This is a genomic window from Glaciimonas sp. GNP009, assembly GCF_054343755.1.
On record NZ_JBTGUV010000004.1, the window covers coordinates 1,328,878 to 1,353,372 of the forward strand.

Consider the following 24,495-nt stretch of genomic DNA (forward strand, 5'->3'; position numbering starts at 1 on the left):
GGTGTGTCTTTCTAATCTGTTGCGGTAAGGGAATACAAAGCGGCACCGAGCGTGGCGCCGATATAATCGACAACGATATTGCTGGTAGACAAAAATTGTCCCATCATCAGCATGCCGTGAATCTGGTCCGACAAGTGCAACGAGGTGACGCGCACGCCCTCCTCCTCCAGCCGACGGGCGTATGCTAACCCTTCGTCACACAACGGATCGTTGCTGACCGTCACGACCAGTGCAGGCGGTGTTCCGGCCAGACTCGAAGCCTTGATCGGAGAAGCGTGCCAGTCAAGCCTGTCCTTCACCTCAGGCGTGTAATGATCAATGAAATAGTGCATGGTGGCGGCGGTCAGCGGAATGCCAGCAGTCATGGTCTGATAGGAATTGCTGGCGGCAGTCAAATCTACGGCAGGATAAATCAGCGCCTGAAACGCCAGCGGAGGCACAGTACCATCGCGTGCCATCAATGCCAGTACTGCGGCGAGGTTGCCGCCTGCACTGTCGCCACCGACAGCAATGCGGTCCGGCACGATCGACATCTCGACGGCATTATCCACGACCCATCGCAATGCAGTCGCTGCGTCGTCCAGCGCCGCTGGAAAGCGATGCTCCGGTGCTAACCGATAATCAACCGCCACCACGCACACGCGCGCTGCATTGGCTAAGCGACGACATAACCGGTCGTGGCTTTCCAGATTGCCGATCACCCATCCGCCGCCATGCAAAAAGACCAGACAAGGAAGTTGCTCGTCCAGAAGAGTGCCCATCGGACGATACAGCCGCAGGCACAAGGATCCACCCAATCCGGGAATATAAATATCACGCACCGATGCAACTTCCACTGATGGTGCTTGCATGACATCCTTCGAAGCAGCGTAGGCAACGCGGGCAGCGTCGGGCGTCATTGCTTCAAACGGGACGCGCCCCGCTGCACGGCCTAGCGCGAGCAAATGTTCGACTTCAGGGTCTAATGTTGGCATGTGATTACTCGAGTGGGTTGATAGAGACGTGGCGTCTTAAGGTCAAAAATCCGACGCGACATTTTGTTATGACAACTATATCGTTTTTTTTGCGTCGTTGCACCGCCTGTTCGTGCACAATTGACTCATGGTTGACGCGGCGATTGCAGATAACTATACTTTAATTTCGAAAAAGTTTTCGCTATTTCGAAATTTAATTGAGACTCATGAAGTTAATTCAAAGAGGAATTTATTTTGATTGTCATGCAAACATTAGAAAAAGCGCGAACAATAGAAACCGGTTGTCGTGCGCGCAATAGTCCACAGTTCGTTGGACATATTACCGATTTGATCGAGCCGGATAGCAAAGCAATTACCACCAACGGCGTAGCAAGAGCGCAAGCCTATCTGGTCGAGCAAAAAGCGAATTGGACGCTGCCGACACATTTTCATACTCAGCATCAATTTCAGGTATTTGTCGCCGGCGACGGATTTCTTGGAAAGCATGGCATCCGACATTTAGAGGTGCATTATGCGTCTCGCTATTCTGCCTATGGGCCGCTGATGTCTGGTGAAGGGGGCGTCTCTTATCTGACTTTGCGCCTGCTTGGCGATACTGGCGCATGGTATCTGCCGGAATCACGACCACATTTACCGCTACGCATTAAGAAACAGCAAATGCATGCGGCACCCAGTGCCACAGTGATGGCGCAAGCATTGTCTGGTTTGGAATCAGTAGTTGAAGAAGTGCTGATCGCGCCGGAAGAAAGCGGGCTTGCCGCATGGATCGTCCGTGTGCCACCCCACCACAAAGTAGCTGCTCCTGAATGCGGGGAGAATAACGGTGGGCGTTTTTATGTAGTGACAGACGGTGCGCTGTGTGTCGACAAAACAGATTTAACTGCCTTGGCAACACTCTTTATCCCGCACGATAATGTGCTGGAACTTCAAGCTGGGGCGAAAGGTGTTGAAGTGCTCATATTGCAGTTTCCCGCCAGCGCCCTGATTGACGCCAGCGTTGTACCTGCTTAAACCTACGGTAGCTTAAGCGTCTGCGGGCGACAACTTATGTAATCGCTCCATGGTCTCGATATACTCAAGCTGCAGACGGTACATGACATCCCGTACTGAACTTTCTTCATTGAGCATGCCGACGACCTGACCGACAGGGAAAGAGTACAAATCCTTGCGCTTGGCGCGCACTACGCGTGCATGCGCTTCGTTGTAGAGAATCCCCTGTAGCGGAGTCGGTAAGTAAGCGGGCGCACCCGGTTGCTCCCATGCCTCCGACAATAAGCTCTTAATCATGCGTACCGGCTTGCCGGTCCGGGCACGACGACGCACGGCATCCTCGGTCTTAGTCTCGAATAAGACTTCTTTCTCGAATGGGTCTAACTCGCTTTCACGCGTGCCGAGCCAAAGACTGCCGCACCAGACCCCTTGTGCTCCTAATGCCAGCGCCGCTGCAATCTGACTACCTTTGGCAATGCCGCCCGCCGCTAACACGGCGACGTCATCACCGCACGCTTCAACGACCTGCGGCACCAACACCATCGTGGCGATATCACCGGTATGTCCGCCTGCCTCAGTGCCTTGCGCAACGATGAGCTGGACACCGGCAGCGCGATGACGCGCAGCATGCTCGCCTTTGCCGCACATGGCACCGATCATGACACCACGTTCGCGCAATTCTGCCACTATATCCGGTGGCGGCGATCCCAGCGCGCTGACAACCAGCTTGACTTGGGGATGCGTCAACGCCACGCGTAGCAAGCGGCGTGCACCATCGGGTGTCATGTTACCGCGACCATGCACAATCGAGGCGTGGATGCGCTCACGTTCGTCTTCGGGAAGGGGCGGAACGCCAGCGTCATCCAATATTTTATCCAGGAAAGCGCGATGCTCATCCGGAATTAACTTTTCCAGATCTTGCGTGCTGCTTTCTGATTGTTTGTCGTACTTCGTCGGAATAATGACATCTACTCCATACGGGCGACCGCCCACATGTTCATCGATCCAGCATAATTCGGTTTCTAGTTGCTCAGGCGAAAAAGTCGAGGCACCTAGCACGCCGAAGCCGCCCGCCTTGGTCACTTCCACCACGACGTCGCGGCAGTGAGAGAAAGCGAAGATCGGTAAATCACAACCGAGTTTTTCACAAATAGGGGTACGCATAGTTCTATTCCTTAGCGAAGCGAGTGCGAGATAGTAAATTTAAATAAGAGTTACAGCGCAATACCAAGCTTTTTCACCAGCGGTGTCCAGCGTGCAACTTCAGCAGCGACAAAAGCTTGCGCTTGGGCAGGGCTGGATTTCAGTACAGGTTCAATTCCCAGTTGGGTCAACTGTGCCTGTATGGCAGGACGCGCCATCGTACGATTTACGGCCAGCGAAATCGGGTCAGTTACATCACGCGGTGTGCCTAATGGTGCCGCAAGCAGGTTAGCAGTTCCCGCGATCAAATCGTATCCTGCCTCCCGTGAGGTTGGCACATCCGGCAGATTTCTTTCTCGCGCTTCCGCCATCGTGGTAATGATGCGCAATTTGCCGGATTTTTGATATGGCATGAGCGTGCCGGAGGTCTCGATAACCATTTGCACTTCACCGGCTAGGGAAGCCACAATCGCGCCCGCACTACCTTTGTACGCAATATCGGCTACATCAATCCCTGCAATCGATTTAAATAGCTCGCCTGCCAGATGGACCGTTGTACCAAGTCCGGCATGTCCATAAGATAATTTATTGGGATGTGCTTTGGCGTAAGCGACGAGGCCCTTGAGGTCCGTAAAGGGAAGGTTTGGGTTGACCGCGATCACGAATGGGGCGTTGCTCAGCAGCGCTATCCATTGGAAATCGGTCACTGGATTGTAAGGCGGATTAGCATGCGAAATGGGGGCGGACACGGCAGTGGAACCGGTTGCCATCATCAATTGACTACCATCCTTGGGGCCGTGCAAAAATGTCAGGGCGACGGTCAAACCACCGGCACCAGGCTTATTTTCAATAATAATCGGATTGCCTAACTCTTCCCGTAATGCGTTCGCAAAAATGCGCGCGAACGTATCGCCGGAACCGCCGGGCGGAAAGCCGACCATGATTTTTACAACCCCATCAGTAAAGCGGGCGGCGGCGGCAGGATTAATACCAAACGCCAAACTTGATAGGGCTACGGCCGCGCTCTGAATGATGTGGCGACGCTGGGGCGAAGCGGGTGATCGGATTGTCATTGCTGTTCTACCTAGGGCGATGGTAAGCGAATTGGATGCGGAAAATGATGCTCGATCAGCATCAGAACGCTGCGTCTCTTTATCGAAATTTCGAATTATTATTCTTTATTTCGAAAATGATACCACGCGAGCCTTGGATAACTTATTTTAATTAGTAGAACCGCATTCACACTTTGATACGAAGCGAGGACAGAATGGTGTTATTTTAAAGTGTGATAAATCAATGACTAGCCATCAAAAGTGAGGCCAATAAAATCTGCTCTTTGACTGAAGGGTCGGGGAAAATGATGCCGAGGGAGCGCAATGCGGCGATGGACTGTTGAGGTTAAAACAAACAGCCGCGGGCTCGTTGCCGCGGCATGTCTGCTACGCAATACTAAATCGACGTAACGTCTTGCGCGACATAAACCTTAATCGGTTGCGTAAGGATATTAGCCGGTGCGACCCGATTCAAGTCAAACGTTGAAACATTGGTACCGACGTCAAAGTACCAGGCGAACGATTTGTCGCCAACAACAAACTTGACCGTTTGACCGCCGGTCACATTGACATACTTGGTATCAGGTTTGATGTTGATGGTTTGCGTCGCGGTTCCTGTCGTACCGGGATCACCCAAAAACTTCAGTGGCAATTCTGCTGCAAATGAGGAAGAGCATGCTATGGCGAGTATTGAAGCCAAAAGCGAAGTGCGCAGTGTGCCAGCGGCAGTAAGGGCGGAGATAGAATTATTGGACATGATGTACTCCTTTGTGTTGGTTGTTAAAATTACAATACTTCTAATACTTTTTCTTTACTTCTGAAATAACGAATAAGCCAATCTGTGGCTTCAACTCGATTGCCTTACAACTTGCATTGATTGTTGTCCGACAAAACTAATTATACGCCTTTTACTTTGCATGTTAATATTTAGTATGAAAACCAAAAAAGAGACAAACTATGCCTGACACACTTCAACAACATGACCGTGACCTAATGCATTTAACAATGTCACTCGGCCAGATAACACGCGCCTATAAGGTTGCCGCCGATCAAAGCGTATCGAATTTAGGCTTGTCGCAAGCTACCGCATGGCCACTGGTTATGATTGGCCGCCTCGGTAGCGGCGTGCGCCCGGGCAGCGTCGCTGATGCATTGGGATTGGATCCTGCCTCTGTGGTGCGCGTGATTGATCATTTGATTGCCGCAAAATTGGTCGAACGGCGCGAAGATCCTACCGACCGCAGGGCGAAGCTGTTATATCTTACTGAAGAGGGAAGTTGTCGCGTGCTGAAACTGGAAGCGGCACTGTTACCCTTCCGACGGCAGTTGTTTACCGATATCGATACCGCGGATATTCATGCGTGCTTACGCGTTTTCGACGCTTTAAGCGGTGCGCTGGCTTCGTGCCCGACGCGCAGTGACACACTTTAATGGGCAGTCTGATAGATGCGGGGAAAACCAGCGTTGCAATGCTGGTTCTCTGGTGTGTAAATTATTACATTGCAACATTTCCCTGTAAGTGAGCAAGGGAAATAAAACATGCATGCTAAATATTACCCTTGGTTCCTTTCAATTGCTGGGGACCCACGCACGGAACGATAAGTAACCGGCCGACCGCGTTTGCTCAAAACGATTTGCCAAAGCTGGCCTTGACCTGAGCGAAAAAAACCAGCAGAAGAAAGTAAGAAGTATTTCCACATTCGATAGAAACGCTCGCCGTATTTATCCTTCAATGTGGGCCATGCTTTATCAAAATTATCCCACCATGCCATCAGCGTTCGGTCATAATCGCGGCCGAAGTTGTGCCAGTCATCAATCAAAAACCGTCCTTCAAGGGCGCTGGAAATTTGTTTCGCCGAGGGCAAATGACCATTCGGGAAAATATATTTATCCAGCCACATATCCCTTCTCGTCTCAGTCACATGGTTACCAATGGTATGCAATAGAAAAAGACCATCTGCCTTTAACAACTTGCCGACAACATCAAAGTAAGTAGCGTAATTTTTTGCTCCGACGTGCTCAAACATACCCACCGATACAATCTTATCGAACTCACCGGTAAGTTCTCGGTAGTCGGTTAACAAAATGGTGACGGGCAATCCTGCGCACTTTTCTTGCGCCAGCTTTTGTTGCTCTTTTGAAATAGTAATTCCGACGACTTCGACCTGATATTTTTCTGCAGCGTAGCGTGCTAAACCGCCCCAACCACATCCGATATCTAGTAACCGTTCACCCGGCTTTAATTCAAGCTTACGACAAATCAATTCAAGCTTATGCAGTTGCGCCTCTTCCAGATTTTTTGCGTGCTCCCAATAGCCGCATGAGTACATCAAATTTGAATCGAGCATGCTTTCGAATAGATCATTACCGATGTCATAGTGCTGCTCGCCCACCTGAAAGGCACGATTTTCAGTTTGAAGATTGAAGAATTTTTGACGTAAAATTTCCAGCGCAAATCTGAACTTGGCGGGACCTACGACTGTTTGCTCGAGGTCATGACTGGTGATTTTGAAAAAAAATTCATCAAGCTGCTGACTGTCCCAATCTCCGTCCATGTATGACTCGCCGATCCCCAGTTCCCATTTTGTAAACATTTTCCGAAAAAAAGCATTATCGTAAATTTGCATGTCCCATGGCGCGTCTCCGTTCAACTTGACACCCGCATGTTCAAACAACTGGTTGATGATTTTCGGACCATTCGCTTTCATATTGAGCGTTGTCGGTGTCAATCCACTACTGTGCGAAGTTGTCATGTTATGTCTACCCGAGTATGAAATTTCTGATGCTCTTTGCGAAATAATAATCAGTCTCACGTCTTCTATTAATAACTCGGAATATCAACTTTTATTAATTATGCGAGTTACTAATCATAATAGATAAATATCAGGCGTAAAATTTTTTTAGGCGGGACATGAAATAACTCTTTTCCTCCATCACAATTGTGTTTGCGCACAGAAGTAAAGCCCGATTTGTTTCATCGCGATTGGCAGATACTAACCAGTGGTGATTCGCCAGAATGGTCTAGTGTAAATTTAAATGATGCGAGATGGCGATGATTAATTTTGCATGACTTGAATGCGTGCAATAATTTGATGCTGGATGAGTATATTCACAGTGAATAAAAATGTAAACAGGCAGCCAACCAAGCGCTGCCTTCGCCATCTTCACATAGTTTGCATTGCAATCGCATCGACGATTGCTGAATCGGTCACACGTTTAAAAGCGAAACAAGTGGGTGAGAATTATGAGTGCGCGGTCGGAAGCCACTCTTCCAGAGTCACCTCGAAGGTCATACAAATTGGGTTCGCACCGGCGACAAAGGGGCCACCATAAACGTTACCCTCCGGGTCGGCAACGACGCCAGTGAGTGATGCAATGAGAGAACCATCATCCTTTGAGCGAACCTCTCCCGCAAGGCTGACAATCTCAACCGCTGGCCCTTTAATCTGGACATATTTGCCATCCAGCGTTCCCAAACACGCATCCACCAGACTACCCAGCGCCCCCCGCACGAAGGCGTTCTTGAAGCCCTCTGCGATACACAGTTTCTCGACCCCTAAAACCAGATCTTCGTTAGGTGCGATACGTGCATAAGCAACGCGTCCCATAGTGCCGGTTTCAACGATCGTTGTATCATTCATTCGGACTCTCCGCTTGCGGTTGTATTAAGGGAATATTCGTTTCTGGATCGAAAGTCACGCGTAGTTCAAAGCCATCCAACGAGGTAACCAGCACCGAAATTGGGGTCGATCCAACAATACAGGTATCAGTAATGATGTGACCGCCCTTCACTGTCCCATTCTCTGTGCGAATAGCCGCATGACAATGCACGATGGGACGACCATGCTGATTTTTACCCAGCGTAGCATTGCCAAAAATCATGTATGCGCGCCCAGCCTGAATCGGTTTCGAATAAGCGATCATGGCTTGATGAGATGGATCGGGCGGCGCGACGCAGTATTCGAGATGATCGAAATAACCACCGAGTATCGTGGTCGAGGCGTTCTTGATACCGATCTCGATCAATGGCTTCACAATAGCTTCAAAGAGACTTAAGCCTGGCACCAGCGTCAAACGGACATGTCTGCCACTGGCGGAATGCCGACTTTGAATACGGACCGGATTAAACAGTCCGGGATGCAGCATCATGCGTGGCCGATGCGCCTGTGGCGAGGCATTCGTATGTGACGCGTTCCTGGTGTTCATAGATGACACTCCCCTTCTGCCTCCAATAACGCTTTAACCTCTTTCTTTACAATCTTTCCGTAAGCGGATTTCGGCATTGTTTCCCAAAACACAAACCGACGCGGCCACTTATATTTGGCGATGCGTTCCTCCAAATGTGCCTGTAACTGTCCGCACTCCACAGTCAAATTGTCTTTGGTAACGATCACCGCAATACCGCTTTCACCCCATTTCGGGTCCGGCAAACCCAGTACCGCGACTTCCGACACTGCCGGATGGGTCAATAATGCTTCTTCAATTTCGCGCGGGTACACATTAGAACCACCTGAAATATACATATCAGAGGAACGACCGGTGATATAAAGAAATCCTTCACGATCAACGTGGCCTATGTCGCCGGTATGAAACCAGTCGTCCTTAAATGCCTTGGCATTGGCATCCGGATTGTTGTGATAACCCATGAATACGGCGAGGCCGCGTACGCATATTTCGCCGGTCTCGAATGCCGTCAACTTTTGTCCGCTATCATTGAGAATGGCAATCTCCATTCCCGTGCGGGGAATGCCGCACGTGCCGACCCGCGCATGCGGATCGTTGTCATCGTCGGTATGCATATAAGTCGGCAAAAATGTAATGTTGCCGGTAACTTCGCCGAGCCCGTAATACTGCACCAACACCTTACCGAGCTTCTGTAGCGCGTAACGCTGGTCGGCACGATACATCGGCGCGCCAGCGTAGATGACGTGCTGAAGCGAGCTGTGATCGTAACGGTCTACCGATGGATCTTCGGTCAATATTTTGACGATGGTCGGGACAGTAAACATATTATCGATACGATGTTTCTCTACCAGTTGCCAGGCTTCCTCCGGCACTAATCTTTCGGTCGCAAGCAATACGCTGGCAGCACCGCGGGCCGTATTGACAATCGCGTGTATTCCAGCGCCGTGCGAGAGTGGAGCAACTACCAAGGAACGCGAGCGATGCGATAGTCCTGGTAGCAAATCAGCCAGATGGTTGGTCACCACAAACGCCATTTGTCCGTGCGATAACATTCCTGCTTTTGGATGGCCGGTCGTACCTGATGTATAGAAGAACCAGAGCGGATCTTCATACTCTACCTCGACCTCGTCAAACGGCACTGCACCGCTTGTCGGCGCTGCTGCAAGAGTCCCATAGTCCATTTCTCCGTCACGCGCATCGGAGAGGGCAATCACATGTGTCAGCGCAGGAGAAACAGCTTTAATAGCATCGACGTAATGTGCCAAACCACGGTCATACAACATCACCGTCGCACCGCTGGATTGCCCCAGATAAGCGGCTTCCGGTGGCGTAATACGCACGTTGGTAGGAACCCATACCAAGCCGAGTTTGAATGCGATCCAGGCGCTCTCAAAGATTTGCAAATTGTTGCGAGAATGCACCAAAAACCTGTCACCCTTTTTGACGCCTAATTGATGCAAAGCATGCGCTACCGCATCGACGCGGTCATTAATATCTTTCCAGGTAGCGACGTCATCGCCAATAATGATGCCCGCGTCATCGGGAAAACGGCGCGCGACATCCGATAACAGCCGCCCCAGATTCATGACTTTTTTTAACATGGTCTCGCTCTTATTTCGGTTGGGCTTATTAATTGTTGTTGCATGTGAGCTGTGCGGAGACAAGACAAACATCAAGAATTCAAGATTGATTTGCTCTGGTTTGCTTTGCTTTTACACCGCCTCATCAGGTGCCTCAAAAAACCTGTTGCACGAGCCAGGGTCGCATTGAGAAGCAGAGCCGTACGGAGGTACGGTGAGCATCGGAAATGCGAGATTGGTTTGCGCAGCAGGTTTTTTGAGGTACCTGTTTGGGCAGCAGGTTTTTCGAGGTACCTACCTGACGCGCTCTAAAATGCTGACATAATTTGCTACTGCGGCACCGCCCATATTGAATACGCCGACATATCTGGCATCCGCTATTTGCATTTCGCCCGCATCGTGGCAAGCCTGCATCGCTGCCATGACATGCATTGAAACACCGGTGGCGCCAATTGGATGACCTTTCGATTTCAGTCCGCCAGAAGGATTAATCGGTAAACGGCCTTCTTTGGTGGTGACGCCGTCGAGAATCGCGTGCGCGCCTCGTCCTGGCTCAGCCAAACCCATTGCTTCATATTCCAGCAATTCCGCGATAGTAAAGCAGTCGTGGGTTTCTACCAGCGACAGATCTGTAAGCGTCAACTTTGCCTGCGCCAGCGCCCTCTTCCACGCCAGACTGCCGCCCTCGAAGGACGTTGGGTCACGCCGACTGAGCGGCAGAAAATCATTGACGTGCACTGCCGAGCGAAACTGCACCGCACGCGGCATACTTTTAGCGACATCAGCGGCGCTGATGATCATTGCCACTGCACCGTCTGAAATCAAGGAACAATCGGTACGTTTCAGCGGGCCGGCGACGAATGGATTCTTTTCAGATACATGACGGCAAAAGTCAAAGCCCAGATCTTTGCGCATATGCGCATAAGGATTGGCCGCGCCATTTTTATGGTTCTTTGCTGCGATTGCTGCCAAAGCATCCGACTGATCGCCGTAACGATCAAAATAGGCTTGGGCAATATTGCCGAACACACCTGCGAAACCGCCAGCAATGGCCGCTTCTTCTTTAACGTAGGAACATTTGAGCAAGACATCGCCAACTGCCGCTGTAGCCAGTTCGCTCATTTTTTCGTAGCCAATGACTAGCGCATGGCGCGACTGACCGGATAAAATTGCCTGTAATCCTGAATGAATTGCTGCTGAGCCGGTGGCGCAAGCGTTTTCGACCCGGACTGCTGGCGTGAATCGCATTTCCGGAATGCTATTAAAAATGAGCGAAGAAGGAAAATCCTGCTGCAGAAAGCCGCCATTAAAGGTGCCGATGTGAATAGAACTGATATCGGCCGGTGTCAGACCCGCGTGCGCTATCGCCGCCTGCGCTACTTCGGCAATCAATATTTCAGGATCGAGGGCATCAAGTTTACCAAACTTAGAATGGTTCCAGCCGGTAATGCATGGGGCGGAAGTCGATGGAGAGGAAGTCGTCATTTGGATTCCTAAAAAGAGTTTTCAGAATAATGCTATGCAAAAATAATGCCAAGGTTATGACACGAACGGCAACTATAGGTAACTGTCGCCAAGAACTATCAAATGGTCATTCTCAATGTAGATCAAGGCGAAAAATGAAGTAGAAGCGAATGAAAGCGTATGGCGTCAATATTATCCTTTTGCGCAGCGGCGTGGCGTATGGACCGATTTTTGGGGCGGCGATTGCATAGCAACTGGCGTGCAGCGTGCGATAAAGAATTTTGCTGCACCGCAGTAACGACAGGTGTTTATTTTATGCGACAGGTGTCGCACAAAATAAACACCTGACATCCTTTGTCGAAATTGCATTTTTAGACGAGAATATCAGCACTGGGCTGAGGATAGCTGCCAGAGCAAGAGACGAGGAGGAAGAGAAGCACGACAATATAGCCAATCGGAATAACCGCCGATAGCAAAACTGGGCCTTGGCACTTAAATTGCTCTATCCAATCTTACGCAGCGTAGCTACCAGGTTCCAGAGATCATTTTTTATATAACTAAAATCCAGGAGACAAACAGATGGGTAATCGCGTTGGTATCATTTCACGCCGCAATTTTTTGAAAACAATTTCTGCCACATCGGCAATCGCCGCCAGTGGCTTAAGTATGGTTTCGACACAAGCTTTTGCCGCTGCCGAGTTCACCTTAAAATTCGCCAATAATCTGCCAGTCACACATCCGATGAATGTGCGGGCAAAAGAAATGGCGGCAAAAATTGCGACCGACTCAAAAGGTCGCATTGATATGCAAGTCTATCCAAATAGCCAGCTCGGTACTGATACCGACATGCTGTCGCAAATTCGTGCTGGCGCTATTGATTACTTTTTGCTTTCACCGTTGATTCTTGGAACACTAGTCTCGGATGCACAAATCAGCGGAATTGGTTTTGCATTTAAAGATTACAACCAAGTGTGGGCAGCGATGGATGGCGATCTTGGCGCCCACGTGCGCAAACAGATTTCGGCGAAATCGACACTGTTCGCGTTCGACAAAATTTGGGATAACGGCTATCGCCAAATCACCAACAGCAGTCGCCCGATTAATAAGCCGGAAGACTTGAAAGGTATGAAATTACGCGTTCCACCAAGTCCACTCTGGACCTCAATGTTCCGCGCATTTGATGCTGCGCCAACCAGCATTAACTTTGCCGAAGTCTATTCAGCGCTGCAAACAAAAATCGTCGAAGGCCAGGAAAATCCACTAGCGATCATCTCGACTGCCAAACTGTACGAAGTGCAGAAATATTGTTCGATGACGAATCATATGTGGGATGGTTTTTGGTGTCTGGCAAATAAAACCTCGTTCGAAAAGCTGCCGAAGGATCTTCAGGATATCGTCACGCGTAATATCAACGAAGCCGGTCTGAAGCAACGCGTTGACACCAAGGCACTTAACGATTCACTAGTCGCCGAAATGAAAACCAAAGGCCTGCAATTCAACGATACCAACAACGACGCTTTTCGCACCAAGCTACGTAGTGCTGGATTTTACGAGCAATGGCACAAAAAATTTGGGGATGAGGCTTGGGCCATCCTTGAGAAATACACTGGAAAATTGGCCTGATGGACGCCGCTACGACCTATACCACACCAGTGCAAAGCCATTTTCTGGCGCGGCTTCTGGCGACGGTCAACCGCGGCGTGATGCACGTTGTCGCTGCGGTGGCGGCAACGCTGGTGATTGTTGAGACGTTGATATTGCTGATCGGCGTGACCTATCGCTATGCGTTGCACGATCCGCTGATCTGGTCGGACGAACTGGCCTCAACACTATTCATCTGGCTATCGATGCTGGGTGCGGTGCTGGCGCTTGACCGTGGTGAACATATGCGGCTAACGGCGATTGTTAATAAACTTTCCGAAAAATGGCGCATCTGGTTCGAGACTGTGGCAGCGCTGATTGTCTGCATCTTTGTTCTGATGATCATTCACCCGGCCGTCACCCATGCGACCGACCAAATGGCGATCACCACGCCCGCTCTGGAAATTCCGGACGGCCTGCGTGCGGCGGCTTTGCCAGTCGGTGCCATTTTGATGTTGCTGGCTGCGGTTGCCCGTATGGCTAGCCATGCGACCTTTAAACAAGTCACCTCAGCAATCGGTGTGGTGGGCGTTATCGCTCTGGCTTTGTGGCTAGGCAAACCATTGCTGCTCGCCATGGGCAACTACAATCTGATCATATTTTTCGTCGTGCTGATTGGTGCGTGCGTGGCTGGCGGTATTCCAATTGCGTTTGCATTCGGTACTGCCACCATGGCTTATCTGGCGTTAGCCACGAATGCGCCAATGATGATCGTGGTGAGCCGCATGGACGAAGGTATGTCCAGTCTGATTTTACTCTCGGTACCGTTATTTGTTTTGCTCGGCGCACTGCTGGAAATCAGCGGTCTGGCGCGTACGCTGATCGATTTCATGGCCGCGTTGCTTGGACACGTACGCGGCGGCTTGCAATACGTCCTCCTTGGCGCGATGTTTCTGGTATCGGGTATATCCGGCTCTAAAGCAGCCGATATGGCGGCCATTGCACCGGCTCTGTTCCCTGAGATGAAGAAACGCGGCGCCAAGCCGGAGGAATTGGTGGCGCTATTGTCAGGAAGCGGTGCCATGACCGAAACGATTCCGCCAAGTCTGGTGCTGATCACGATCGGTGCGGTGTGTAGCGTATCCATTACGTCATTGTTCATCGGTGGCTTGATGCCAGCGGTAATTGCGACTATCGCTATTGGGTCAGTCTGCTGGCTTCGGGCCCGTCGGGAGCCGATCACCAACATCAAACGTGCTTCATTTGCAGTCATTGGTAAAACACTGATCATCGCCATACCCGCTCTGGCACTCCCGATACTGATCCGCGTGGCAGTCATCGAAGGTGTCGCGACAGCGACCGAAGTGGCGACTATCGGCGTGGCTTATACCATCGTGGTAGGACTGGTAATGCATCTGTTTATGCGTCACCTCGACTTCAAACGTATTTATCCAATGCTGGTTGAAGCCGCAACCTTGTCAGGCGCGATTCTGCTGATCATCGGTATGGCGACATCAATGGCGTGGGCACTGACACAATCCGGTTTCTCGGCCAAGCTGGTGACGCTGATGCAAGGTGTTCCAGGCGGTGGTATCGGTTTCTTGCTGATTTCAGTGGTTATCTTCATCGTGCTGGGCAGCATATTGGAAGGAATTCCAGCGATTGTATTGTTTGGCCCGTTACTATTTCCAGTGGCGCGTTCATTAGGCGTGCACGACGTGCACTATGCCATGGTGGTAATCCTGTCAATGGGAATTGGCTTGTTCGCACCGCCGTTCGGAGTCGGTTTCTATGCAGCATGCGCCATCGGCAAAGTATCGCCGGATAAAGTGTTCAATCGGGTCTGGGGATATCTCGCTGCGCTGGTTATAGCATTGCTGATCGTCGTTGCTATTCCTTGGATTTCAATCGGATTCCTCGATAAATAATCGACCTAAAAACCATTCGACTTCAAAACCGGCGGTCTGCAAGAGATAGCTAACTAGCTAAACAGACCGCCAACCTAACGGAGATAAAATGTCCCAACATGATAACCGCGCACCTCGGGTGGCGCTGGTGACGGGCGGAGCCATGGGTATCGGTGCTGCCATTTCGGCACGTCTGGCGGCAGATGGATTGCACGTATTGGTCGCCGACATCAACCTCGACGCAGCCACCGTAACGGCAAACAAAATAAACGACTCGGGCGGCTCAGCTACGCCAATTTGCATGGACGTCAGCAATCCTGAAACGATCGCACAAGTATTCGCCGCTATCGCGCTGGATTATGGTCGCTGCGACGTGCTGATCAATAACGCTGGCATCGCAAAAACCTATGCATTTCTGGACTTGCCAATGGATGCCTGGCAAAAAACCGTCACCACCAATCTCACCAGCGTGTTGCTATGCGGTCAGCATGCGGCACGTCTGATGCTGCGACACAAATGGGGTCGCATTGTGAATATATCGTCTGTCTCGGGCTTACGGGCCAGCGCTGGACGCACTGCTTACGGCACGTCAAAAGCTGCGGTCATCGGCTTGACGCGCCAGATGGCAATCGAGTTGGCAGAACACGGCATAACGGTCAATAGCGTTGCGCCCGGCCCGATCGATACGGCAATGACGCAGACTTTGCATTCTGCTGAAACACGCCTCAGTTTTACCAACGGTATTCCGATGAAACGCTACGGAACACCCGATGAAATCGCCGCCGCTGTGGCGTTTTTGGCCGGAGCCGATGCCGCCTACATCAGCGGTCATGTTGTGCCGGTTGATGGTGGCTTTATTGCCGCTGGCGTACTCAGTATCTAATTTGGAATATTGAATATCTATTTGCCTATCTATTGACCGGCCAGGAAAGCACAACGCCGCTGGAGTGGTTTTGCCTAAGTCCTACTTACAAGGAATAATTTATGTTGCGCACTATGGAAAATAAGATTGTCATCGTCACGGGTGCCGGTTCGGTTGGGCCTGGCTGGGGTAATGGCAAGGCCGCTGCTGCTTTATATGCACGCGAAGGCGCAACGATTCTTGCGGTGGATCGCCACTTGCAAGCGGCAGAAGAAACCCGCGATTTGATCCGCGCGGAAGGCGGCGTGTGTGAGGCTATTTCCGCCGACGTTTCGAAAAGCGACGATGTTCAAGCGATGATACAAGCGGCGCTCGACCATTTCGATCGGATTGATGTATTGCATAACAATGTCGGGATTGCCGAAGTTGGCGGTCCGGTTGAAACGAGCGAAGAAAGCTGGGATCGTCTGGTAGCAGTCAATCAAAGCAGCGTGTTTCTGACGTGCAAATATGTGTTGCCGGTGATGGAGCGCCAGAAGAAAGGTGTCATCATTAATATTTCCTCAGTCGCTGCATTGCGTTGGATCGGCTTTCCTTATGTTGCGTACAGCGCGACCAAGGCAGCCATGCTGGCGGTGACCAAAAACATCGCTATACAATACGCATCCTCCGGAATTCGGGCGAATTGTATTTTACCCGGCCTGATGGATACACCGATGATACGCGAGCCACTCAAAGCATCGTATGGCGGCGATATCGAAGAAATGCGTCGCAAGCGTCACGAGCAATGTCCGATGGGATTTATGGGCGATGCCTGGGATGTTGCACACGCGGCTTTGTTTTTGGCGTCGGATGCAGCGCGGTATATTACCGGCGTAGATTTAATTGTGGATGGTGGACTGACGCTCAAGTGTATTTGAACCAGCTATATTTTTCCTCATATTTACACGCCAATCGATCAGAAAAGAATGCCGATACAGCGCTTGTTAAGGCCTCTTCTTTGATCTACTTAATGGTGTCCGAGTGACATAGTTAATCCGATGTTTGTCTAAAACTCTTCCACGCTTCCTCTGCGGTTTCGACAAATGTGCGGGCGCACGGATTCCGATTTTCTTTGTTCCAGATCACAGCCACCTCAACCACCGGCGCGTCCGTCATCTGCCTGAACACCGTTGTTTCCAGATGCATGGCTTGCATTGAGCGCGGGACCATCGCCACACCCAACCCTTCGCCGACTAAATTGACAATGGTTTGCTGCAAATTGGCGGCTAATTTGATGCGTGGGTGAAAGCCGTTAGCCTGGCAATAGCTGACTATCATGTCATAGACGACTGGCGCAATCGTGCGCGGAATGCTAATAAAAGATTCACTTGCCAGATCGTTCGGCGAGATCGTTTCATGACTTGCCAACCGATGATGTTTTGGTAGTACCAGGACCAATGGCTCGCTAAAAATAGTGCGACTATCAAGACCGGTGCAGTCTTCAGGCCGGTACATAATACCGACGTCAACTTTGCTTTCCTTGATATCGCCGACCAGCAAATTAGGCACGTATTCGATCAGTTGCATATCGACGTCAGGATAGGTCACCGAATAATGGCGCGTTACCGATGGCAAGATGTTATACGCCGACGACATCATAAAGCCGACCATTAACCGACCGATTTTGCCTGCACTGGTAGAGACGGCATTACGTTTTGCACGCTCCAACGCACTAAATATCTCCGCCGTGTCTTTGTAAAAATTGTGCCCTGCCTTTGTCAGTTGCACATTGCGCTTGCTACGGTCAAACAGCAACACGCCTAATTCACGCTCTAAGGCCGCAATTTGTCGTGTTAATGGCGGTTGCGAGATATGCAACAATCCAGCCGCACGTCCAAAATGCAGGGTTTCCGCGACCGTTCTGAAATAAGTCAAATGGCGTAATTCGATCATCTGATACCTTCAAGGTATTAATGGGGTGACTATATTGTATTGGAAGTAATCAATCAAGCTAGCTATTCTTAGGCACAGCGAGTGCAGCTTCACCAAATCAGTTTGATTCAGATGTTAGTGCACACTCTGAAAAAGTTTCAATATTCACCAGCGTTGTGAATATTGAATAGTTCTAAAGGCGTCTCAGGTCACAAGCCAGACAATGCCACTCATAAAAATCAGTTCACAATGTAGAACTAGGAGACAAGCATGCCGACACAAACGGTCACCGTATCTAGCAATACCGGCCTTTCAAAAACCACTTCGTATCGCTCATTGGATGAACTATGTGGTGGCGATCCCCAGATGCAAGAATTGATCATGCGCGGTAAATTACTGATCGATAAAGGTATTCCCATTTTAATTTTGGGTGAAACCGGAACCGGTAAGGAATATCTGTCACGCGCACTTCACGCATATAGTGCGCGGCGCAAAGGCAACCTGATTGCCGTCAATTGCGCATCAATCCCGGAAAGTCTGGCTGAGAGTGAATTATTTGGTTACTGCAAAGGCGCATTTTCTGGTGCTTTGCCCGGTGGCATGAAGGGCAAAGTCCAACAAGCCGATGGCGGCACATTATTTTTGGATGAAATCGGCGACATGCCGTTTTCTCTACAAACCCGATTGTTGAGAGTGCTGTCGGAACACGAAGTCATTCCACTGGGTGCGGCGCATCCTGTCAGCGTCGATATCCACTTGATTTGTGCAACGCATCAGGATTTAAAAACGTTAATTGCGCAAGGCCGCTTCCGCGAAGATTTGTATTATCGCATTGCGGGTGGCGTGTTGCGCTTGCCGACACTGCGCGCACGTGCAGATAAAAAACAATTAATCATGCAAATGATAGCTGATGAATTATCTCTCGATCAAATCGATCAAATGAGCCCAATCAACTCTTCTGGCTATCTGAGTTGCAAGGCTGAACGGATTATGTCACCAGTAGCTCTGCAACAAATGATGGCCTATTCGTGGCCCGGCAATCTACGGCAAATGCACGCGGTGGTCCGCTATTGCTGCGCGGTGATGAGCAACAATCGGATCGAAGCAAGCGATCTTCCCGAGGATTTAATGCAGCTTCAGGATCTGCCGGTCAGTCATTCAGTTAATCACTCGAATACCGTCCATCAGGCTTTCCCACCAAGCCGATTATCTCCATCGCGCACGTTTAACGTTCCGCTTAGAGACGAGCGCTCGCGGGTGATCGATGCTTTAGTTGGTAGTCGCTGGAATATTTCTGCAGCATCAAGACAATTGGGAATGTGCCGTGCGTCGCTATATCGAAAGTTACGCGAACTAGAAATTCCCCATGTGCGTGATCAGGCCATGCCCGCTTATGCAACCTAGTTGCGGCGTAGTTAAATCGTAGATTACGCACCGTACCGTGAAGTACAGCAGAGGTTTAAGCCAAAGCTGTTTAATGGCTTAAACCGAACTAACTCCTGTTTCGACAAAATCTGGTTACACCGAAAAGCGCTAATATATTATTTACTTAGCGTATTTTTTTAAGTTCAAAATTCTGCTCAAACTGATCCGGTGGAAGTGGTAGGCCTATATAAAATCCTTGCACCTCGTCGCAACCTTTTGTTCGCAAAAACGTCATTTGCTCCTCAGTTTCCACGCCCTCGGCGATGGTCCCCAACCCGAGACTCTTGGCGATACCAATAATGGCAGTAATAATGGCGCGATTTTCCGTGCTTTCACTAATATCCCGCACGAAAGATTGGTCTATCTTTAGCTTGCAAATCTTAAATCGGCGTAAATAACTGAGGGATGAATAGCCCGTTCCGAAGTCATCGATAGATAACCGAATGCCATGTGCCAACAGTCTGTCGATAATGATGATGGCTTCATGAGGATTATCCATGGCCGCACTTTCGGTCAACTCCAGTTCCAGATAATGCGAAGGTAAATCTTCTTCCGTCAATATCTGCATCACCAACTCAGGCAAACGTGGATCACGAAACTGCACGGCAGAAAGGTTGACCGCTATCCGTGTCCGCGGCAATCCTTTGTCGAGCCACGCTTTGCATTGCCGAATTGCCTGGCGTAACACCCATTCGCCAATTTGCAAAATTTGACCGCTATCCTCTGCAATCGGGATGAAATCAGAGGGTTCCAGGTGTCCGAGTTCAGGATGTTCCCAACGTAGCAAGACTTCTGCACCAACCATACCGCCGTCGCTTAATCGTATCTGGGGTTGATAATGCAGCTGAAATTGTTTTTGCTCCAGTGCGTGACGAAGAGCATTTTCGATGACCATGACTCGCGCCGAATTGGCCTGCATTTCGGACGTAAAAAAACGATACCCGTTTCGCCCTGCTTGTTTGGCACGATACATCGCCACGTCGGCGCTGCGAGACAGCGTTTCAAAATCAGTGCCGTCACCAGGAAATATGGCAATGCCGATGGATGGCGTCACCACCAACTCATATTGCTCAATCTGATAAGGTTTCTTCGCCAACTCAAGTATCTTTTCAACCAAATGCGCCGCACCTATTGCATCTGTATCCGGAAATACCAGAATAAATTCATCGCCACCGAGTCGCGAAATGGTGTCTTGTCCGCGCACCGCCTGGATCAGGCGATTCGACCATGCGACCAATAACTGGTCACCTACTTGGTGCCCGAGCGAATCGTTCACATTTTTAAAATGATCCAGATCAAGGAACATCAGTGTCAGCGCACTCTGGTTGCGCTGTGCGATAGCGAGATCGTGGAGAATACGGTTTTTTAATAGCGCACGGTTCGGTAATCCGGTGAGAGCATCGAAATGCGCCATCCGATGGATATGCGCTTGCGCTTCTTTGTGCTCAGTAATATCACTGAAAATCACGATATAGTTAGAGAGATTGCTGTCTGCATCAAGCACACGACTTATCAAAAACCATCCCATATATAGACGGCCATCGTTACGACGGCATGACATCTCGCCTTGCCAATGCCCTTCCATATCGACGGTGGTCCACACTTTTTGATAAAAATCCTGACCGTGATGGTCGGTTTGCAACATGTTTTGATTCTTGCCGATCGTCTCGGCTTCGCTATAACCGGTGATCGTCGTAAACGCGTGGTTGACCATGATGATCGCACGGTTGACATCCGTCACCATGATGGCTTCGCCGCTCTGCTCAAAAACCTTAGCAATCAAATGCAGCTTGGCTTCTGCCTGTTTGCGGACGTGGATGTCCGTAAGAGTCACCCGCACTACCTGTGTCGGATTCATCGGCCCATCAGCGTCTATACGCAAAGAATCGAGCTGCACTTCAAATGGCAAGCCAGCGTTACTCAACATCGTTAGTTCACATTGCTGCTGTTGCGTCTGTCGCAATACGCCAATGAAATATCGATGCCAGCGATCTTTATCTTCCACCGTGACAAAACGTGCAAAACGACGCTGTAGTAATTTCGACCGATCTATCCCCAACAACGTTGCGGCGGTAAGATTGACCTCAATAATCAAACCCTCGGAAGTCAACGTGAGGTAACCGACCGGCGCAAAATCGTAGAGGTCGACGTAGCGATCACGGGTCTCTTCCAGAATAATTTGCGTCCGCCGCAACTCTTCGTTCTGCATCTCCAGCTCGACCTGATGCACGCGTAGTTCGTGCAGAATTTCGTCCGTGGAGCAGTTTGCGAACTCCGATACCGTTGTCACCGTCGAATGGGCGAGTTTAGTTTCAGCCTCTGATCGTTGCCGATCTGCGTTGTTGGACTTATCGTTCATGTGACCGCCGCCAGAGCAAGTAATATCAAATTCGATTCGCCGGTTTTACTGACAATACGACGCGCATTGAGCAGCATTTTGCGGCGACCAATAATCGGAAAGTCCTGCTCTACCGGGTAGTCTTCAAAAGTCTCATTGTGTTGTCGGACACTTTCCAGCAACTGGCGCAGTGCCAGAATATCCCATTGACGGCTACCTAAATCGTAAATCAAATTACCCACTGTATCTTGCGGTTGAACCTTAAACTCCCGATAGAACGACTGGCTCGCAGATATCACTCTGAAGGAACTATCCAGTACCAGTAATGGCTCACGCACAGTATTGATAATGCCCTCGGCCAGATGCTGGGCCTCGCGTGCCTCAATCGCTTTGATGTGTTCAGTAATGTCGGTAAAGGTCAGGACGACACCATCAATCACATTGTCGAGAGTGCGATAAGGCTGAATGCGGGCCAAATACCAGTCGCCGTTGGCGGTGCTGACTTCGCGCTCAAGCGGAATCAACGTTTCCAGAACTTCTTTGGCCTCGCTTAACAGGTCGTCGCCAGTGAGGTCCGATTTAATGTCGCCCAGGGCACGCCCCATATCTGACTGTGCCAACCGATAAATCCGCACAGCATCCCGGGTGAACCTGCGCACATGCATATTTTGATCAAGGAAAATCGTGCCGACGTGAATATTTTCCAGCAAATTTTTCATGTCATTTTGCATATCGGCCAATTGTTCTATCTTGGCCTCTAATTCTGCGTTGACGGTCACCAGTTCTTCATTGACCGATTGCAGCTCTTCTTTAGATGTCTCCAACTCCTCATTAGTCGATTGCAGTTCTTCGTTAGTCGATTGCATCTCCTCATTAACGCATTTGAGTTCCTCGTTAAAATTCTGCTGTTCCTCGATGGTCGAATGGAGACTCTCTTTAATATAAGCTAGCTCGCGTTGCAACTCTTCAATCTGACGCAACTCCTCAGAACTGGCGGGATGTGCGTCCGCAGCGGGAACTCCTGCCGGTGGTTGTGCCACTTCCCTAAAACTGATTAGCAATAATCCCTTTTTCGTGTCTGGCTCAGATTGCGGTCTGACACTAATGCTCACTATTTGAGTAGCGTCATCCGTTTTGAGAGTGACTTCCTGATCCAGTGTCGAGGTCCCGAGGTTAGCGCCAGCATAAATGGCAACACGAAGCTCCGATTGCAATCCTTCACGCGCCATCTCGATGACATTCAGCGTGGCCTGCCCGGGAGCTGGACGCAGGTATTTGCCAGTATCGCCATGCACATATAAAATGTCACCCTTCAAATCGGTGATGACTGAGGCAGGCGCAAAGGCGCGAATTAACGCGCGTTTTGTGATCTCGGCGAAGCTATTTTCGTTAGTTTTTTTGATAACTTCCTCGGGGACTTTCTTACGTATTTCCGCTGTCCATGATAAGTCCCGCGCATGCACAAGTCGTGTCGGCGTGGAGGACGGTACAGACCGGAATAATTTCCATTTCCGATTAATGGGGGCAAACAGGTCTGTATGCGAACCTACGCCTTCAGAAGGCGATAATAGCAGTGTTCCGTTTTGCTTAAGCGCGTAATGAAAAGAAGGAATCAGACGGTTTTGCAATTCCGGCTCAAGATAGATCATTACGTTGCGACAACTGAGTAAATCCAGTTTGGTGAAAGGTGGGTCTTTCAAAATGTTATGGACCGCAAACACGATCATCTCGCGGATTTCTTTTTTTACACGATAGCCAGTATCTTCTTTGATGAAAAATCGATGAAGCCGCTCTGGCGTGACGTCCTCGCTGATGCCCGATACGTAAAATCCGGCACGGGCGATAGCAATTGCTTCATCATCGAGATCAGTACTATACAACTGCACTTTGCACTCTCGTCCGCACTCATTCATCAATTCACGCAGAATGATGGCAATCGAATAAGCTTCCTCGCCGGTGGCGCAACCTGCCACCCACACCCGCAGTACATATTGATCCGATGTATCGGCTAAGAGCGCTGCAAGAATATCCTGCTTCAAAATGACAAAAGTCTCTGGATCACGGAAAAAACGTGTGACGTTAATCAACAATTCCTTAAATAAGATTTGTACCTCGGCCGGATGCTCACTGAGATATCGCGCGTACATTTCCATATCGCGAATGTTATGAGTCGACATGCGTCGTTCAATACGACGACAAATGGTATTTGTTTTATAAAGCGAAAAGTCGTGTCCTGCGCCGCTTTTTAATAACTGCAATATCTTGGCGACGCTACCAGACGTATCCTTCACACTCGGTAAATGTTCTTTCGATGGCATTGGCTTTAGAGTGTTATCTAACAAATATGCCGCCATTTGATCTGCAGGGAATGTAAAACGGGCGCACCCGGCGTTGATCGCACTGCGAGGCATGCCGTCGTATTTAGCGGTAGTCGGATCTTGGACAATAGAGGTTCCACCCGCCGCAAGGATGGCACTCAAGCCAACAGTACCGTCCGTGCCGGTACCTGACAAAACAACACCAATCGCCCTTGATCCCTGATCTTTAGCTAATGACCCCATAAATACGTCGATCGCCATCCGTTGCCCCCGCGGAACTTTGGGAACGCTGAGGCGTAGCGCGCCGCGACTGATTGTCATATCCCGATTGGGGGGAATAACATAGACGCAATTGACTTCTACTTTTTGCTCGTCCCTAGCCTCACATACTTGCATCGTGGTTGTGCGTTGCAATATTTCTGTTAGCAGACTGACATGATCTGGGTCGAGATGAGAAATGAGTATGAAGGCCATCCCGCAATCGGCTGGAACAGGGCGGAAAAATTGCTCGAACGCTTCCAACCCTCCGGCCGAAGCGCCAATACCTACGATGGGAAAGCGTTCATCGCCTTCCTGTTTTTTGGGACTCATGCCGGCCTTCTCGCCAGCGGCGATATTAACTACTTTAGCCACCATGGCAATTTCCTTTTACCAAGGGTCTTCGTATAAAAATAGTGATATAAATAACAGAATCGGAGAAGATACAAATCGATAAATTAGTACGCATTTTTTTCGATTTAATAACACAACATATTAAAAATT

At 49.9% G+C, this 24,495-nt stretch carries 19 protein-coding genes; 7 read left to right on the forward strand and 12 right to left on the reverse strand.

From position 1 onward, the window contains the following. Positions 1–11: 11 nt before the first annotated feature. Positions 12–974 (reverse strand): alpha/beta hydrolase, encoded by a 963-nt coding sequence (locus ACXX82_RS06870; RefSeq protein ID WP_322233039.1) that lies wholly within the window; start codon positions 972–974, stop codon positions 12–14. Positions 975–1,217: 243 nt separating this feature from the next. Between ACXX82_RS06870 and ACXX82_RS06875 the strand changes: the two genes are divergently transcribed. Further along, complete coding sequence (locus ACXX82_RS06875) at positions 1,218–1,985, forward strand: hypothetical protein (protein ID WP_458562661.1); 768 nt, start codon at positions 1,218–1,220, stop codon at positions 1,983–1,985. Between the two features lie 12 nt (positions 1,986–1,997). On the opposite strand, the gene ACXX82_RS06880 is transcribed toward ACXX82_RS06875, so the two are convergent. The 3 genes from ACXX82_RS06880 to ACXX82_RS06890 form a co-directional block, all read right to left on the reverse strand. Beyond that, the gene (locus tag ACXX82_RS06880; RefSeq protein ID WP_458562662.1) at positions 1,998–3,128 is read right to left on the reverse strand and encodes a nitronate monooxygenase; all 1,131 of its coding nucleotides are present in this window, start codon (positions 3,126–3,128) and stop codon (positions 1,998–2,000) included. A 50-nt stretch (positions 3,129–3,178) separates the two neighbouring features. After that, positions 3,179–4,180, reverse strand: coding sequence for a Bug family tripartite tricarboxylate transporter substrate binding protein (locus ACXX82_RS06885; protein ID WP_322233045.1), 1,002 nt, complete (start codon positions 4,178–4,180; stop codon positions 3,179–3,181). A 376-nt stretch (positions 4,181–4,556) separates the two neighbouring features. Further along, the gene (locus ACXX82_RS06890; RefSeq protein ID WP_322233047.1) at positions 4,557–4,916 is read right to left on the reverse strand and encodes a CzcE family metal-binding protein; all 360 of its coding nucleotides are present in this window, start codon (positions 4,914–4,916) and stop codon (positions 4,557–4,559) included. A gap of 200 nt (positions 4,917–5,116) precedes the next feature. Between ACXX82_RS06890 and ACXX82_RS06895 the strand changes: the two genes are divergently transcribed. After that, positions 5,117–5,590 (forward strand): MarR family winged helix-turn-helix transcriptional regulator, encoded by a 474-nt coding sequence (locus ACXX82_RS06895; protein ID WP_322233049.1) that lies wholly within the window; start codon positions 5,117–5,119, stop codon positions 5,588–5,590. Positions 5,591–5,712: 122 nt separating this feature from the next. On the opposite strand, the gene cfa is transcribed toward ACXX82_RS06895, so the two are convergent. From cfa to ACXX82_RS06920, 5 genes are all read right to left on the reverse strand, one after another. After that, positions 5,713–6,867 carry a cyclopropane fatty acyl phospholipid synthase gene (gene cfa, locus ACXX82_RS06900; RefSeq protein ID WP_458562663.1) on the reverse strand — a complete coding sequence of 385 codons (1,155 nt, stop codon included), beginning with the start codon at positions 6,865–6,867 and terminating at the stop codon, positions 5,713–5,715. Between the two features lie 534 nt (positions 6,868–7,401). Continuing rightward, a complete protein-coding gene (locus tag ACXX82_RS06905; protein WP_322233053.1) occupies positions 7,402–7,800 on the reverse strand; it encodes a PPC domain-containing DNA-binding protein in 399 nt (132 codons plus the stop codon). Continuing rightward, positions 7,793–8,365, reverse strand: a complete 573-nt coding sequence (locus ACXX82_RS06910; RefSeq protein WP_458562664.1) for a PPC domain-containing DNA-binding protein — start codon at positions 8,363–8,365, stop codon at positions 7,793–7,795. The genes ACXX82_RS06905 and ACXX82_RS06910 overlap by 8 nt, the downstream gene beginning before the upstream one ends. Next, complete coding sequence (locus ACXX82_RS06915; protein ID WP_322233056.1) at positions 8,362–10,017, reverse strand: acyl-CoA synthetase; 1,656 nt, start codon at positions 10,015–10,017, stop codon at positions 8,362–8,364. The genes ACXX82_RS06910 and ACXX82_RS06915 overlap by 4 nt, the downstream gene beginning before the upstream one ends. 201 nt (positions 10,018–10,218) lie before the next feature. Next, complete coding sequence (locus ACXX82_RS06920) at positions 10,219–11,409, reverse strand: acetyl-CoA acetyltransferase (RefSeq protein ID WP_322233058.1); 1,191 nt, start codon at positions 11,407–11,409, stop codon at positions 10,219–10,221. Positions 11,410–11,967: 558 nt separating this feature from the next. Here ACXX82_RS06920 and ACXX82_RS06925 point away from each other — a divergent pair. From ACXX82_RS06925 to ACXX82_RS06940, 4 genes are all read left to right on the forward strand, one after another. After that, a complete protein-coding gene (locus tag ACXX82_RS06925; protein WP_322233060.1) occupies positions 11,968–13,011 on the forward strand; it encodes a TRAP transporter substrate-binding protein in 1,044 nt (347 codons plus the stop codon). Next, the gene (locus ACXX82_RS06930; protein ID WP_416186779.1) at positions 13,011–14,897 is read left to right on the forward strand and encodes a TRAP transporter large permease; all 1,887 of its coding nucleotides are present in this window, start codon (positions 13,011–13,013) and stop codon (positions 14,895–14,897) included. The genes ACXX82_RS06925 and ACXX82_RS06930 overlap by 1 nt, the downstream gene beginning before the upstream one ends. An 88-nt stretch (positions 14,898–14,985) precedes the next feature. Next, positions 14,986–15,759, forward strand: coding sequence for an SDR family NAD(P)-dependent oxidoreductase (locus ACXX82_RS06935; RefSeq protein ID WP_458562665.1), 774 nt, complete (start codon positions 14,986–14,988; stop codon positions 15,757–15,759). A 101-nt stretch (positions 15,760–15,860) separates the two neighbouring features. Then, entirely contained in the window at positions 15,861–16,658 is a 798-nt protein-coding gene (locus tag ACXX82_RS06940; RefSeq protein ID WP_322233064.1) for an SDR family NAD(P)-dependent oxidoreductase, read from the forward strand. 112 nt (positions 16,659–16,770) lie between these two features. On the opposite strand, the gene ACXX82_RS06945 is transcribed toward ACXX82_RS06940, so the two are convergent. Next, positions 16,771–17,673, reverse strand: coding sequence for a LysR family transcriptional regulator (locus ACXX82_RS06945; protein WP_323506878.1), 903 nt, complete (start codon positions 17,671–17,673; stop codon positions 16,771–16,773). Between the two features lie 249 nt (positions 17,674–17,922). On the opposite strand from ACXX82_RS06945, the gene ACXX82_RS06950 reads away from it, so the two are divergent. Next, a complete protein-coding gene (locus ACXX82_RS06950) occupies positions 17,923–19,056 on the forward strand; it encodes a sigma-54-dependent Fis family transcriptional regulator (protein ID WP_322233068.1) in 1,134 nt (377 codons plus the stop codon). A gap of 145 nt (positions 19,057–19,201) precedes the next feature. On the opposite strand, the gene ACXX82_RS06955 is transcribed toward ACXX82_RS06950, so the two are convergent. Together ACXX82_RS06955 and ACXX82_RS06960 are read right to left on the reverse strand one after the other, a co-directional pair. Further along, positions 19,202–21,436: a putative bifunctional diguanylate cyclase/phosphodiesterase gene (locus tag ACXX82_RS06955; RefSeq protein ID WP_458562666.1), complete on the reverse strand. Its 2,235-nt coding sequence runs from the start codon at positions 21,434–21,436 to the stop codon at positions 19,202–19,204. Beyond that, positions 21,433–24,369 (reverse strand): chemotaxis protein CheB, encoded by a 2,937-nt coding sequence (locus ACXX82_RS06960; protein WP_458562667.1) that lies wholly within the window; start codon positions 24,367–24,369, stop codon positions 21,433–21,435. Before ACXX82_RS06960 ends, ACXX82_RS06955 begins: the two co-directional genes overlap by 4 nt. Positions 24,370–24,495 lie beyond the last annotated feature (126 nt).